General features: G+C 43.7%; 12 protein-coding genes. 9 read left to right on the top strand and 3 right to left on the bottom strand.

Annotated elements, in window-relative coordinates; translation table 11 throughout:
* Positions 1-209 precede the first annotated feature (209 nt).
* Positions 210-1,706 (top strand): ABC transporter substrate-binding protein/permease, encoded by a 1,497-nt coding sequence (locus EKM67_RS09555; protein ID WP_125578794.1) that lies wholly within the window; start codon positions 210-212, stop codon positions 1,704-1,706.
* Between the two features lie 66 nt (positions 1,707-1,772).
* Here EKM67_RS09555 and EKM67_RS09550 read toward each other — a convergent pair whose 3' ends face one another.
* The 3 genes from EKM67_RS09550 to EKM67_RS09540 are packed head-to-tail and all read right to left on the bottom strand — an operon-like array spanning position 1,773 to position 5,412.
* Positions 1,773-3,719, bottom strand: coding sequence for a PTS fructose transporter subunit IIABC (locus tag EKM67_RS09550; RefSeq protein ID WP_125578793.1), 1,947 nt, complete (start codon positions 3,717-3,719; stop codon positions 1,773-1,775).
* A gap of 23 nt (positions 3,720-3,742) precedes the next feature.
* Positions 3,743-4,657, bottom strand: a complete 915-nt coding sequence (pfkB, locus tag EKM67_RS09545; protein ID WP_125578792.1) for a 1-phosphofructokinase — start codon at positions 4,655-4,657, stop codon at positions 3,743-3,745.
* Positions 4,657-5,412, bottom strand: a complete 756-nt coding sequence (locus EKM67_RS09540; protein ID WP_164506637.1) for a DeoR/GlpR family DNA-binding transcription regulator — start codon at positions 5,410-5,412, stop codon at positions 4,657-4,659. The genes pfkB and EKM67_RS09540 overlap by 1 nt, the downstream gene beginning before the upstream one ends.
* 367 nt (positions 5,413-5,779) lie before the next feature.
* Here EKM67_RS09540 and obgE point away from each other — a divergent pair, with 367 nt between their 5' ends.
* From obgE to EKM67_RS09500, 8 genes are all read left to right on the top strand, one after another.
* A complete protein-coding gene (obgE, locus tag EKM67_RS09535; RefSeq protein WP_125578790.1) occupies positions 5,780-7,084 on the top strand; it encodes a GTPase ObgE in 1,305 nt (434 codons plus the stop codon).
* 57 nt (positions 7,085-7,141) lie between these two features.
* On the top strand, positions 7,142-9,160 hold the full coding sequence (locus EKM67_RS09530) for an acyltransferase family protein (RefSeq protein ID WP_125578789.1): 2,019 nt from the start codon (positions 7,142-7,144) through the stop codon (positions 9,158-9,160).
* Between the two features lie 31 nt (positions 9,161-9,191).
* Positions 9,192-10,133, top strand: coding sequence for a ribonuclease Z (gene rnz / locus EKM67_RS09525; protein WP_125578788.1), 942 nt, complete (start codon positions 9,192-9,194; stop codon positions 10,131-10,133).
* Between the two features lie 5 nt (positions 10,134-10,138).
* Positions 10,139-10,939: an SDR family NAD(P)-dependent oxidoreductase gene (locus EKM67_RS09520; RefSeq protein WP_125578787.1), complete on the top strand. Its 801-nt coding sequence runs from the start codon at positions 10,139-10,141 to the stop codon at positions 10,937-10,939.
* A gap of 16 nt (positions 10,940-10,955) precedes the next feature.
* Positions 10,956-11,357 carry a lipopolysaccharide assembly protein LapA domain-containing protein gene (locus EKM67_RS09515; RefSeq protein ID WP_164506636.1) on the top strand — a complete coding sequence of 134 codons (402 nt, stop codon included), beginning with the start codon at positions 10,956-10,958 and terminating at the stop codon, positions 11,355-11,357.
* A 401-nt stretch (positions 11,358-11,758) separates the two neighbouring features.
* Positions 11,759-11,947, top strand: coding sequence for a 50S ribosomal protein L32 (gene rpmF / locus EKM67_RS09510; protein ID WP_125578785.1), 189 nt, complete (start codon positions 11,759-11,761; stop codon positions 11,945-11,947).
* A 142-nt stretch (positions 11,948-12,089) separates the two neighbouring features.
* Positions 12,090-12,650: a DUF1836 domain-containing protein gene (locus EKM67_RS09505; protein ID WP_125578784.1), complete on the top strand. Its 561-nt coding sequence runs from the start codon at positions 12,090-12,092 to the stop codon at positions 12,648-12,650.
* 7 nt (positions 12,651-12,657) lie between these two features.
* Positions 12,658-14,205 carry a bifunctional metallophosphatase/5'-nucleotidase gene (locus EKM67_RS09500; protein WP_125578783.1) on the top strand — a complete coding sequence of 516 codons (1,548 nt, stop codon included), beginning with the start codon at positions 12,658-12,660 and terminating at the stop codon, positions 14,203-14,205.
* The last annotated feature ends 118 nt before the right edge of the window (positions 14,206-14,323 follow it).

Below are 14,323 nucleotides of genomic sequence, written 5' to 3'. Positions count from 1 at the left end.
TGAAGCCGCTTAGAAACAGATTCAACTTTATATTATTTCATTTGTCAACTTGACAGGGCCTAGTGCAATTTTTGTTGTGGGTCTTTTTGTGTGGACGGCGAAAAATGGTTGGTGTTGATTGAATAAAAATAAATATTTTTAAATTAATAGTGCATAAATATAAAATATAGTGTATACTACTTTTATTATCAGTAGGGGAAGTTGACAAGATGAAAAATAATAAAAAGCATTTCTTAATTTGGGCACTACTTTGTTTAACGATGTTGATCAGTTCGATCGGTATTTTACCATCGACAACCACGCAAGCGGCTGCGAAAACCGACGCGCAATTGACGGCGATCAAGAAGCGGGGCTACATGGTCTTGGGCGTTTCTGCGGATTATCCGCCCTATGAATTCCATAAAACGATCAACGGCGAAGATAAAGTCGTCGGATTCGATATTGATTTAGCTCGGCAAGTCGCTAAAGATATCGGCGTCGAATTGCGGATCAAAGAATTAGGATTTAATTCGTTAATGGGCAGTTTGAAAACGGGAAAAGTTGATATGATCGTTTCTGCAATGACGCCAACGCCCGAACGGAGAAAAGAAGTTGCCTTTTCCGATTCTTATTTGACCGTTGCGCAAAAAGTCATCGTTCGTAAAGGAGAAGAGAATAAGTATCGCAGCGTCATGGATTTCAAGGGTCAATCTGTCGGCGTTCAGAAACAAACCACTCAAGAAACCACAGCTAAAGAAGAAATGAGTGGCGCCAAAGTCGTTTCACTCGAAAAAGTAACGGATTTAATTTTAAACTTACAACAAAAGAAATTAAGTGCAGTCGTCGTTGAAGCCCCCGTTGCGGATGCTTACGTCCAAACAAACAAGGCATTGGCGCTCGCTAACATTAAGTTTACCAATGCGAATTACGATTGTGCAATCGCGTTGCCAAAGGGTTCACCAGCCTACTTGGCTTCAGTCAATAAAACGATCAAAAAAGTGAAGTCAAACGGTCAGTTTAAAGAATGGCGTAAAACTGCCAATGAGCAAATGTTTACAGAACAAAATTTCTGGCAAGCATACGGGAGCTATTTCGTTAAAGGGACTGGGATCACGATCGTTTTAACGATCATCGGGGTTCTGTTCGGTAGTTTATTAGGAACTTTGTTGGCACTGATGAAACGCGCACACAGTAAGATCATCAAGGCTATTGCCACCGTTTATATTCAATATTTCCGGGGCACGCCACTTTTGGTTCAGGTTTTCATGATTTATTTCGGAACTCAAGTCATTGGCATCAATGTTTCTGCATTCGTTTCTGCCGCAATTGCTTTGTCGTTAAATTCCGGTGCCTACGTTTCCGAAGTGATCCGTTCAGGAATTCAATCTGTTGCCAAAGGTCAAACGGAAGCGGCACGTTCATTGGGATTGTCCAGCAAGAAGGCCATGCGTCTAGTTGTCTTACCACAAGCGATTAAAACGATTCTACCTGCATTGGGTAATGAATTTATTTCCTTACTGAAGGAATCCGCAATCGTGAGTGTGATCGGTGTCGGCGAATTAATGTTCCAAACCACCGTCGTTCAAGGCTCAAGCTTCAAGCCATTCTTGCCACTCGTGATCACCTCGTTGATCTACTTCGTATTGACGTTGATCTTATCATTACTTCTTCGTTATTTTGAAAAGAAAATGAAAGTCGGCAAAGCAAAGAATGAAGTCTTCGATTAATTGAATAGGTCACAAAAAAATTCTCCCAAAATTGATTGGGAGAATTTTTTGATGGTCAATTTTTAATTAGGCAGCTTTGTCAGCAGCCAGTGGTTTCTTCCAAAGTCCTAGGATCAGACCGGAAATTGCGGCACCAACAACAACTGAAAGCAGGTAGCCCAGTGGATTGCTGGCTAAGAAAATGACGAATAATCCACCGTGTGGCGCTGGTACGTTGACGTTGAGTAATTGACTCAAGCCACCACCGATTGCCGCACCGATCACACTAGAGGTGATCACGCGCAATGGATCTGCGGCAGCAAACGGAATCGCACCTTCGGTAATAAATGAAATTCCTAGCAAATAATTACTTAAACCTGAATTACGTTCTTGTTTGGTCCACTTCTGAGGCCAGAAGGTTGTCGCAATTGCAATCGCTAGTGGTGGCACCATCCCACCGACCATAACGGCTGCCATCAAGGCACCATTTTCAGTCGTTTGGAAAGCACCAATGGCGAATACATAAGCGGCTTTGTTGAAAGGACCGCCCATATCGATCGCCATCATCCCGCCGAGCAAGGTTCCCAGCAGAACGGCATTAGCAGTGCCCATATTATTTAGGAATGCCGTAATTGCGTGGTTAATAATTCCGAAGATAGGATCAACGACGAAGTACATCGCGGCACCGGTGATCAACAGGCCTAAAATAGGGAAGATGAAGATCGGCTTGAGTCCGTCGAAAGTTTTCGGTAAGTTTTTGAAGACTTTTTTCATCCAAACAACGACGAAACCTGCGATGAAACCAGCAACCAAACCGCCTAAGAATCCAGCGGGGCTCTTAGAAGGTAAAATACTCATGGTCGCTTGGCTGGCCATATAGCCACCCACGAAACCTGGCATCAATGCAGGACGATCACCGATTGCTTCGGCGATATAAGCCGATAAAACTGGAATCAGGAAACTAAACGCGGCATTACCGATCAAGTTAGGGAATTGGAACCAGATTGACTGGTCACCGGTGAAACGCTCGATCAGAAATGACAGAGCCATGATGATCCCGCCGGCAACAACGAATGGTAACATGTTTGAGATCCCATTCATCAACTGACCGTATAATTCACTGCCGGCTGATTTTGTGTTCCCATCTTTTTTGTGACTAGGTGCGGTTTCATCCGTCGTAAAAATTGGAGCTTGTTTAGCAATGACCGTTTCGATCAGTTCATGTGGCTTCTTGATGCCATCGATGACTGGACGATTGAGCAATGGTTTACCGTTAAAACGTGCCATTTCCACTTTTTTATCGGCGGCGACGATGACACCGACCGCATTGGCAATATCTTCATCCGTTAAACGATGCTTGATGCCTTCGGAGCCATTGGTTTCAACTTTAATATCGACGTCCATTTTTTTAGCTTCGGCGATCAAGGCAGCTTCGGCCATGTACGTATGCGCGATTCCGGTTGGGCAGGCAGTCACAGCAACCACGTAAGGGCGCTTGGTGGCTGTTGTCGTTGGTGCCTCAGTGTTTGCTGCTGGAGCAGTTTCTTGGGCTTCACGGGCCTGATCTTCGGCATCCTTGGCAACCTGGGCGTCGCTGAATAGTTGTTGAACTTCTTCAGGCGTTTGCGCGGTTTTCAATTGAGCAACTAAATCCGGGTTGATCAAGAGTGACGATAGGGCAGATAAGGCTTGGAGATGCGCATTATTGGCGCCTTCTGGAGCGGCGATCATGAAGAATAAATGGACCGGCTGACCATCCAAGGCATTGTATTCGACCCCAGCATCACTTTTGGCAAAAAGGACTGCTGCTTTCTTAACGGAGCTGACTTTGGCGTGAGGCATGGCGATTCCATCACCAATACCGGTCGTAGATTCGCTTTCCCGTTTCAAAATAGCTTGGCGATAATTATCAACATCGCCGATTACGCCAACTTCATGATAGCGAGCGATCATTTCATCGATCGCGGCTTCCTTCGTCGTTGCCTTAAGATCCATGATCATCGCATCTTTGAGCAATAAATCTTGAATTTTCATTTGAGATCCTCCATCATCTATGATTAACTGATTTTTTCAATCTTGATCTGTGGTAATAAGTGGTTAATTTGATCGATCGTTGCAATATTTTCGGTAAAGGCAGTAGCACTGCCACAAGCAAGTCCATATTTAAAAGCGAGTTCGGGATCTTGATGCTTGGTAAACTCGCCGATGTAACCTGCAAGCATTGAATCACCCGCACCGACGGAATTGACTACTTGACCCTTAGGTGCTGCGGAATGGTAGATGTATCCGTCTGCTAATAGATAGGCGCCTGCGCCAGCCATGGAAATCAGAACGTGGTTGGCACCAAGTTCATGGAGTTGTGCTGCATATTTCAACAGTTCGTCATCGTTATGAATTGTCGTGTGGAATAAGTCGGCTAATTCATGATGATTGGGTTTAATTACTAATGGCTGTTTGGCAAGCGTGTCCAATAATGCTTGGCCGGTGGTATCGATTGCGAATTGTGCTTGCTTAGCAACGACAAGATCGATTAATTCTAAGTAGAAATCGTTGGTGAGTTGTGGCAACAGACTGCCAGAGAAAATCACGATATCGCCCGGCTGAACTTGATCGAACTTTACTTTAAAAGTTGCCAATTCCGCCGCCGTAACTTGCGGGCCAGCCGCATTCAACTCGGTTTCAACGTCACTTTTGAGTTTAACGTTGACGCGAGTGTTGGCCGCGATCGGCGTGAAGTCGGATTTAATTTTTTCAGTTGTTAAGGTTGTTTTCAAAAATTCACCGGTAAAGCCGCCGAGAAATCCCCAAGCAGTATTGGGGGAGTCCAATTGGTTCAAAATTTTCGAAACATTGATGCCTTTACCACCGGCAATAAAATTGGTATATTGTGGTCGGTTGACGCGACCGAGATTTAAAGTTTCTGTTTGAACAACATAGTCAATTGCCGGATTGACCGTCACTGTGTAGATCATTAACTCAGCTCCTTAATATTTGTTTGGGTAAATTGTGCCGCGAGCGGCTTAGATAACTTCGTCGTCACTAATTGGCTAATATCATCTAGCGTGGCAAAAGTGGCAAAAGCGACTTGCTTGAATTTTGATGGATCACTTAAAACGACTGACTTAGTCGAGTTTTTGATGACAGTCTGCTTAATATTGGCCTCATCAATATCGGGGGTCATTAGCGCACCGGTAACAGCGATTCCGTTAGTACCGATCAAGGCCAAGTCGAAATGATAATCCGTCAATGCCGCAAGTGTGGCTGAACCGACGAGTGCTTTCGTGGTGTTTTTTAAATGTCCTGCGGGTAGGAAAACGGCCATATTCTGTTCGGACAACTTTAAAGCAGTTGTGACACTGTTGGTCACGATAGAAAGTTGTTTGAATCGACTTAAATAGGGAATAACTTCCTGAACTGAAGTGCCGGAGTCCAAATAAATCACTTGTTGATCACGCACAAAATTATTAACGGCGAACCGGGCGATCTGTTCTTTTTCAGAACGATTTAACTGTTCACGATCGTTCTGGGCCTGATCACTGGTCAGATGAGTGACAAGTCTAGCGCCACCATGAATGCGCTCGAGTAAGCCTTGAGTCTCTAATTCGTCCAGATCACGACGAATGGTGGATTCCGAAGCATCTGTTAAGTTCACCAATTCATTGAGTTTACAAATACCTTGATGTGTCAGAGTTTGTAAAATGATCTGATATCGCTGAGCAGTCAACATTTTTCTCACCTCATGAATGAGTATAGACGGTTGAATAAGTATAAGCAAGCAAAATCTTCCATTTACTATCATAACAGTTCATATTAAATGGGATGCATTCGCTTTCAATGGTTATTGTTAGCATATTTGACAGATAATGACCGATAATCAGAAAAAACGATCTTTCAATCACACTGGTTTTGGAAATTAATACATTCGTTATCTTTTTCGAATTGAGTTTATAAAAATTTATTTTTTGAGTCATGCTTGATTCTAAGCTTTTTAACCGGAAATTTGTTATCATAGAGGATGAACTTTTCGAAATTTGCAATCTAATTGTCATATTTGTAAAATAAATGAAATATGTATGCGACGCAGGAGGTCACTAATGTTTGTTGATCAGATTAAAATTGAAGTAAAAGCCGGAAAAGGCGGCGATGGGTCTGTCGCTTTCCGTCATGAAAAATTTGTACCGAATGGTGGACCAGCCGGTGGTGATGGTGGACGTGGCGGTAGTGTGATCTTGGTGGCCGACGAAGGCTTACGCACGCTAATGGATTTCCGCTATCGTCGTCATTTTAAAGCTTCAGCCGGCCAAAACGGCATGAATAAAGCCATGTATGGTCATGCGGCCGAGAACACTTACATTAAAGTGCCGACCGGAACCAGCGTCAAAGATATTGAAACTGGCGAATTTGTCGGTGATTTAGTTGAAGAAGGGCAAGAATTAGTTGTCGCTCGCGGCGGTCGCGGTGGACGGGGCAATATTCATTTCGCAACGTCCCGCAACACGGCTCCTGAAATTGCCGAAAATGGCGAGCCTGGGCAAGAACGTGAATTGCAATTAGAATTAAAGGTTCTCGCCGATGTTGGGCTCGTTGGTATTCCTTCTGTTGGGAAATCAACCTTACTGTCAGTTGCAACATCCGCTAAGCCTAAAATTGCATCTTACCAATTTACGACGTTGGTCCCTAACTTGGGGATGGTTCAACTAGATGATGGCCGCGATTATGTCATGGCCGATTTGCCTGGCTTGATCAGTGGTGCAGCACAAGGCGTCGGTTTGGGAATTCAATTCTTGCGGCATATCGAACGGACGCGCGTGATTTTGCATTTAGTGGATATGGATCCAGATAATGGTCGCGAACCTTTAGAGGATTATCAACAGATTCGTCATGAGCTGGAACAATATGATCCAAGTCTGTTAACACGTCCAGAAATCATCGTGCCAACTAAGCTGGATGTGCCCGGGACCGAGGAACGTTTGGCCGAATTCCGGAGTCAACTTACCCTCGATGAGGATCACAAATTGTTGATCATGCCAATTTCTAGTATTAATCATCAGGGCGTGCAGAAGTTGTTGCAACAGACGGCCGATGTCTTGGCACGCACACCGAAACCTTCATTGCGGTCACAACCTGAATCTGACGATAAATCAGTCACTTATCAATTTGACCAATCTGAAAATACCCGTGATTTCGAAATTGAAAAAACGGATGACAATGAATTTACAGTGACTGGCGAACGCATCGAACGTTTTGTGAAGATGACCAATTTAGATCATCAAGATGGAATTATGCGGTTTGCACGGGCACTTGCTAATTGGGGAATTGAGGCTGCCTTGCGTGAAGCTGGAGCTGAAAACGGAGATACTATTGTCATTGCAGACTTTAGTTTTGACTTTGTCGAATAATAATTGAATAGTTATACTAGTTGTTAATTTTGATGCTTTAAATTATGAGGGGAAAACATGTTGCAGAACCAATCTCAAAAGCGAATTAAGAAGCGTTATATCACTGGGCTCGATGGTATGCGAACCATTGGTGTGATCGGCGTGATTCTTTACCATCTAAATCCAGGATTATTTAAGGGCGGATTTTTGGGCGTACCCATTTTTATGGTTATTTCTGGCTATTTGATCACCGACCACTTGCTTCTTGATGTTAAACGCACAGGTCATTTTAATTTTAAGAATTTCTGGAAGCGGCGGTTGAAACGCCTTTATCCGACACTGATCACAATGTTACTCGGAACATCCGCCTATATCGTCTTGTTTCAGAGAAGTTTACTGTATAATCTGCACAAGATTTTTTTAAGTAATCTTGCCTACGTTTATAATTGGTGGGAAATCGCCAATGGTCAGTCTTATTTTGAACGTTTCGCTAACAACGAATCACCGTTTACACATCTTTGGACGTTATCAATTGAAGGCCAGTTCTATTTGGTTTGGCCGCTGTTGATCATGTTGTTATTGCATTTCAAGCAAAAACGGAGCACGATTTTTGGTGTGACTATGTTTTTAGGGATTTTTTCCGCAGTCTTAATGGCCGTTCTTTATCAGCCTGGAGTCGATCCAAGCCGTGTCTATTATGGGACTGATACGCGGATGTTTTCGCTATTGTTTGGGAGTGGCCTGGCACTAGTTTGGCCTAGCAACCGTCTGAAAGCCAGAGTTGCGAAGGTCGATCGTTTATTCCTAGATGCTCTTGGGGCAGTGGCACTTGGCGGCATGGTCATCATGCTGCTGACTTCGGACGCACAATCTGATTTTCTTTATCGTGGTGGGATGGTCATTTTCTCGTTATTGACGGTTGTTTTAACGGCTGTTGTGGCTCATCCTGGCGCAGATTGGGATCAAATATTATCTAATCACGTTTTTAGTTGGTTTGGTTCTCGGAGTTACGGGATCTATTTATATCAATTTCCAGTGATGATTTTCTTTGAAACGCATTTTACGGATATTGCCGATCATCGCATCTTATATCCGGTTGTCGAAGTTTTAATTATTCTCGTGATCAGTGAGCTTTCGTATCGTTTTGTCGAGAGAACGACTGGCCGTTTTGATTTTAAACAGACAGGTAATTGGCTGCGCTGGTTATTCAGTCGTCGCACTGGTGTTAAAGGCTGGCAACATCGGATCATTGCGTTGATCTTGTTATTGATTCTCGGAACAGGCGCAACCGGCGTGGTTCAAGCTGTTGGTGTGCGCTCCGATCCTGCTGATCATTCTGAAGTCGCCGATAAGATCGAAGAAAACAAGAAGAAAACCTCAAAACAAAATCAGGCGTTGGTTGACAAAATTCAAGCTTCGAAATCTTCTAGCAAGAAGGCCAAATCAGAAAGTATCGCTCAAAGTGTTAAAGCGGAATCTGATCGATCGTTGAGCGAGTCAATTAGCCAGTCTAAGAGTGCTTCTAGTTCTTCCGAAGCCGCAGAAATAGCCAAGGATCCGGCGAATGCGGATTTGATCAAAAAAGGTTTATCTGTGTCTGAATTGTCTTTGGCGAAAACATTACCGATCACTGCAATTGGTGACTCGGTCATGTTAGGGAGCGCAGAAGGATACAAACGAATTTTTCCAAATATGTATATTGATGCTGCAGTCAGTCGTCAATCCTATTCGGTTCCGGGAATCGTTGATGGAATCGTGGCTAAGGGTGCGCTGTCGGATGTTGTCTTGATCGGAATGGGGACGAACGGTTCGTTTACAGATGCACAACTCGCGGCGATCATGACCAAATTGGGTCAACGTCAGGTATTTTGGATCAATGTTTATGTGCCAACCAGACCATGGCAAAACACGGTTAATAATGAATTAGCCGTTGGCGCTAAGAAATATCCGAATTTACACGTGATCGATTGGTATAGTTATGCAAAAGTACATCCTGACTGGTTCTCCGGTGATCATGTTCATCCTAACCCAACTGGTTCGCCGTATTACACTGCATTCGTTGCGAAATCCGTTTTAAGTGAGTTAGAAAAAAATTAAAATAAGTAATCTAAAAAGGTGAGATCGGTTAATGGAAATTGAGTTTCTAGGGACTGGCGCTGGGGTACCAGCTCGCAGTCGAAATGTCACAAGTATTGCGTTAAAGTTGTTGGACGAACGCAACGAGATTTGGTTATTTGATTGTGGAGAAGGCACGCAGCAACAGATTCTTAAAACCACGATCAAACCGCGAAAAGTCGATAAAATTTTCATTACGCATCTACATGGGGATCATATTTTTGGACTTCCCGGATTTTTGACGAGTCGCTCGAATCAGGGGGGCGAAACCAACTTGGATCTTTATGGGCCGGCTGGAATCAAACGCTACGTTCAGACTTCATTAGCTGTTACTGGAACGCGTTTAAGCTATCAGATTATTTATCACGAAATCGAGGGTCCGGGAACGATTTTTTCGGACGGCCAATTTGAAGTTTCACAGTTGAAGCTCGATCATCGCATCGATAGCTTTGGTTACCGCATTCAAGAAGCGGATTTCTCCGGTGAATTATTAGTCGATAAATTAAAGGCTGAACAGGTTCCTTCCGGCCCAATTTATGGTAAATTAAAAGCAGGTGAAGTTGTGAGCCTGCCAGATGGTCGTACGATCGATGGCAAGGATTATATTGGCGCAAGCCGCCCTGGCCGAATCGTTGCCATTATGGGAGACACGCGAAAAACCGATCACACCATTACGTTGGCGGAAAATGCAGATGTACTCGTTCATGAAAGTACTTTTAGTCAACATGAGAGTCGATTAGCACGTCAGTATTTCCATACGACTTCTACCCAAGCGGCACAAATTGCGGTTAAGGCTCACTGTCGCCGATTGCTGTTGACGCATATTTCTGCACGTTATCTGGGCAGAGCGGCACATCAACTGCAACAAGAAGCACAGGAGATTTTCCCCAATACTAAAGTTGTCAATGATTTTGATGTTATCAAAATACCATTACCCATTGCGGTGAAGGAGTGATTTGAATGGTAAATGATTACCGAACCTTGCGTGATAAAGTTGTTGTGATCACAGGTGCCTCATCAGGCATTGGTCGCGATATTGCGCTTGAATCTGCAAGTCGCGGGGCGCGCGTGTTTCTGCTTGCGCGTCGACTGGAACAGCTGAATGAAGTTAGAAATGAATGTGCGAATTTATCGTTGACTTCTGCAACAGCGATTCAAGTCGATGTAAGCAAGTTATCTGAATTAGAAGCAGCGGTTGCACAGATCAACTCAGAAGTCGATCATGTGGATGTGTTAGTGAACGCGGCTGGATTTGGTGATTTCTTGCCATTCACAGAGATTCCATTAGATAAAATTGAACAAATGTTTCGGGTCAATGTTTTCGGCACCATGTTATTGACCCGCTTACTAGCGCCTTCGTTGTTTGCAACTCAGGGTCATATTGTAACGATCGGTTCGATGGCCGGTAAGATCCCCACGGCGAATTCGGCAGTTTATTCGGCGACTAAAGGGGCCTTGATCGCTTTTTCGAACGCACTACGGATCGAATTAAAGCCGGTCAAAGTTAAGGTGACCACGGTGAATCCAGGGCCTGTCAGCACCGACTTCTTTAACGTCGCGGATTCTGGCAAGAAGTATTTTCAAAAAATTTCTTGGCTGTCTTTGGATCCTGAAAAATTGGCAACGAAGGTCGTTGCTAGTTTCGGTCACCCGGTTCGGGAAATCAACGCGCCTTGGTTCATGGATGTTGCAGCACGGCTTTATCCGTTAGCACCTCGTGTCGGTGATTTCTTGGCGGGCACGATCGGTAATCAGAAATAATAAGGAGTGGGGCACTTTGAAGAATCAAGGTCGCTTTATTTTAGGATTATTATTAGCTTTGGTGGTTGTTATTTTTGCCATACTCAATGTAGATGCGGCATCGATCAACTTCGGCTTCGTAAAAGTCGAATTACCACTGGTATTGATTCTATTGATCAGTCTTGTGGTCGGCGCATTAATTGCGTTTCTGCTGGCAACAGGTAGCAGCCTGTCATTGAAAAAACAAAACAAAAAGTTAACGCAAGAAGTTGCGCAGTTGCAACAACATCAACAAGAAAATGTTGAGCATGAAGTGGCGCAGATCAAAGCTGAAAATCGCCAGCAAATCGAAGAACAATCGAAGACAATCGCCCAATTACAAGCTCAACTAGCAGATCAATCTTCTTCACATTCAGAACAATCCGAAGAAGACAAATAACTTGGATGAAAATCACGGGTCTATACGCACGCAGCACTAACGTCACAACCAGAATGAGCCGTTGATCCGCGTTGATCACAACAAAAAACTAACAAGCCACACCACAACGGGTCTTCAAGCACGCAGAACTAACGCTACAACCAGAATGAGCCGTTAATTCGCATTCCCCACAACAAAAAACTAACAAGCCACACCACAACGGGTCTTCAAGCACGCAGCACTGACTCTACAAACCGAATGAGCCGTTGATTCGCGTTCTTCAGAACAAAAAACTAACAAGCTACAAGATTTACCTTGCGTTGTCAGAGGTTTGATAGTATTATAGTTAGGTGAACGAAAAGCTGTCTAGTTTTTAGTCGCTTTAGCTGAATTCAATAGTTAATTGAAAAGGAGTTTTTGAAATGGCTGTACCTAAACGTCGTACCTCAAAGCAAAAGAAGCGCCAACGTCGTGGACATATCAAATTGCAAACACCAGATTTACAATTCGATGCTACGAATGGTGAATATCGATTGAGCCATCATGTTTCGCCTAAGGGCTTTTACAAGGGTCGTCAAGTGCTTAGCAAAGAAACAACAGATGCTAAATAATCGTGAAATTTGATATTGCTTTATCGCAATGAGAGCTGATCAGCAATGATGCGGCTTTTTTTGTGTGCTCAAATATTTTACAATGATATTTTATCTGGTTATGAGGATGATGTGCTATACTATTGATAGTGAGGTGACTTGAATGGAAAATCAACAATTTACAGATTATTTAAAGCAAATCCAGTTATTAAATATTCCTCGGTGGAGTGAACTGCCTAAGTTTGATCTCTATATGGATCAAGTTGTGAGTTATATTAACCAGATGTTAGAACCATTGGAATTTGATAATTTAACATCATCAATGATCAACAATTATGTGAAGGCGGGTTTACTAGACTCGCCCCGCAAGAAAAAATATGGTCAAGATCAGGTTGCCAGTTTAGTGGTGATCGCGATTTTGAAGAGTGTTTTTTCAATTGCGGATATTAAATCTGGTTTTCAACTTGTGACGCGATCGAAATCCGGTGACACGGGTCAAGCCTACGATTATTTTGTCACAATTTTTTCGAAAACGATCAATGATGTCGCTAGCAACTTCCAGCAAGAAGTGGTGATCAGTTCGGCGACGAAAGATAATGTGATCGCTGAGGCAACTAACTTAGTGAAACTCAGCTGCAGCACGGTCGTCCAACGCATTATTGTGCTGCGATTATTAGCAAAGCTACAGACTCAACAACCAGTAAGTTCCGACAAAGAAGGTTAGATTTATTTTGAAATTAACAATTTTATCGACGAGCGATACACACGGTTACTTGTTGCCAACCGATTACAGGGATCGTCAACTTGACGCTGAGTTCGGACTCACCAAGGCAGCTACTGTGATCGCAACAGAAAAGGCAAAAACGACAGATCCAGTCCTGGTGATCGAGAATGGCGATTTCCTGCAGGGTTCACCATTTGCTTATTATCAGGCGAAAGTTGCCAAGCAAGTCGTTGGCATGACATCGGTCTATAATGTACTCCCATATCAGGTCGGCATTGTTGGTAACCATGAATTCAATTACGGCACGGATTATCTGCAGGACGCGATTAAATATAGTGACCGTCATTTTCTGTGCGCCAATATTTTAAACGCGGATGGTGAACCGGCTTTTGGACAGCCTTATGAAATTTTTGAGTATGATGACCACTTGAAAGTTGCCGTTTTAGGCCTAACGACTTGTTACATCCCACACTGGGAGGCGCCAGATAAAATTGCGGGCTTAACGTTCAAGTCCGCAGTTGAAACAGCTAAGAAATGGGTACCACAACTCCATCAGCTGGCTGACATTGTCGTTGTTGCCTATCACGGTGGTTTTGAGCGCGATATTGTGACGGGTGAAGCTACTGAGGCGCTGACAGGCGAGAATGAAGGCTACGAGCTCTTAAAGCACGTTCCAGGCATCGATGCCTTGGTGACGGGTCATCAGCATCGGGAAATTGCCGCGGTGAGCGATGGCGTTCCTACGACACAACCTGGTTCAAAAGCCGCTTATGTTGGTAAGATCACACTGACGCTCGATGAAAATAAGCAGGTCAGTGGGGCAACAGCGGATTTATTTTCGACCGCAGACGTGAAAGCCGATGAAGATTTAACCGACTCGTTGTTGCCTGATAATGAAAACGTTGAAGATTGGCTAGATCAACCCTTGGGCAAAACAGAAGGCGATCTCACCATCCATGATCCATTGGCCGTCCGCCTGCAGCCGCATCCTTATATTCAATTTATTCAGGATGTTCAGCGCGATGCCACGAAGACGAAGATTTCGGGTACAGCATTGTTCAACAACGATGGGCAGGGTTTTGGCAAAATTATCACCTTCCGCTCAGTTCTGACCAATTATATTTATCCTAATACATTGGCTGTTGTTAAAGTCAGTGGTGCCGATCTGCGCGCCGCATTAGAACAATGTGCAAACTATTTTACAGTGACTGCTACAGGCGAGATTGGCGTGAATCCTAAATTCGAAACGCCTAAGCCTCAACATTATAATTATGATATGTATGCAGGAATCAATTATACGATCGATGTTTCTCGGCCGGTTGGTCAACGAATCACTGAATTGACTTACGAGGGGCAATCGATTCGTCCCGAACAAGAACTAGAAGTGGTGGTCAATCAATATCGTGCGGTGGGCGGTGGTAATTATCAAATGTTTACCGCCGACAAAATCGTTCGCGAGGTCACCGAAGATATGACCGAAATCATCGCCGATTATTTACGTGTGCACCCAGTTGTTAAGGCAACCACGGAACAAAATTTCAAAGTGATCAAATAATTCTAAAAAAATGAATGAAGTGTTATAAAAACCTAACTGCGCAATCTAGCGGTGCGATAATCCCTTTATGGTTGTCAGATGAAATACAATAATTCATCTAACAACTATGGAGGGATTT

It is taken from the genome of Lapidilactobacillus mulanensis (assembly GCF_003946215.1).
Classification (GTDB): Bacteria; Bacillota; Bacilli; order Lactobacillales; family Lactobacillaceae; genus Lapidilactobacillus; species Lapidilactobacillus mulanensis.
The sequence above is the reverse complement of the archived record's forward strand: the minus strand, read 5'-3'. Positions and strand labels throughout refer to the sequence as shown.

Excerpts from the sequence above, each read along its gene's own strand:
- EKM67_RS09555 (WP_125578794.1), top strand. The coding sequence starts at position 210 with ATGAAAAATAATAAAAAGCATTTCTTAATTTGGGCACTACTTTGTTTA.
- EKM67_RS09550 (WP_125578793.1), bottom strand. The coding sequence starts at position 3,719 with ATGAAAATTCAAGATTTATTGCTCAAAGATGCGATGATCATGGATCTT.
- pfkB (WP_125578792.1), bottom strand. The coding sequence starts at position 4,657 with ATGATCTACACAGTGACGGTCAATCCGGCAATTGACTATGTTGTTCAA.
- EKM67_RS09540 (WP_164506637.1), bottom strand. The coding sequence starts at position 5,412 with ATGTTGACTGCTCAGCGATATCAGATCATTTTACAAACTCTGACACAT.
- obgE (WP_125578790.1), top strand. The coding sequence starts at position 5,780 with ATGTTTGTTGATCAGATTAAAATTGAAGTAAAAGCCGGAAAAGGCGGC.
- EKM67_RS09530 (WP_125578789.1), top strand. The coding sequence starts at position 7,142 with ATGTTGCAGAACCAATCTCAAAAGCGAATTAAGAAGCGTTATATCACT.
- rnz (WP_125578788.1), top strand. The coding sequence starts at position 9,192 with ATGGAAATTGAGTTTCTAGGGACTGGCGCTGGGGTACCAGCTCGCAGT.
- EKM67_RS09520 (WP_125578787.1), top strand. The coding sequence starts at position 10,139 with ATGGTAAATGATTACCGAACCTTGCGTGATAAAGTTGTTGTGATCACA.
- rpmF (WP_125578785.1), top strand. The coding sequence starts at position 11,759 with ATGGCTGTACCTAAACGTCGTACCTCAAAGCAAAAGAAGCGCCAACGT.
- EKM67_RS09505 (WP_125578784.1), top strand. The coding sequence starts at position 12,090 with ATGGAAAATCAACAATTTACAGATTATTTAAAGCAAATCCAGTTATTA.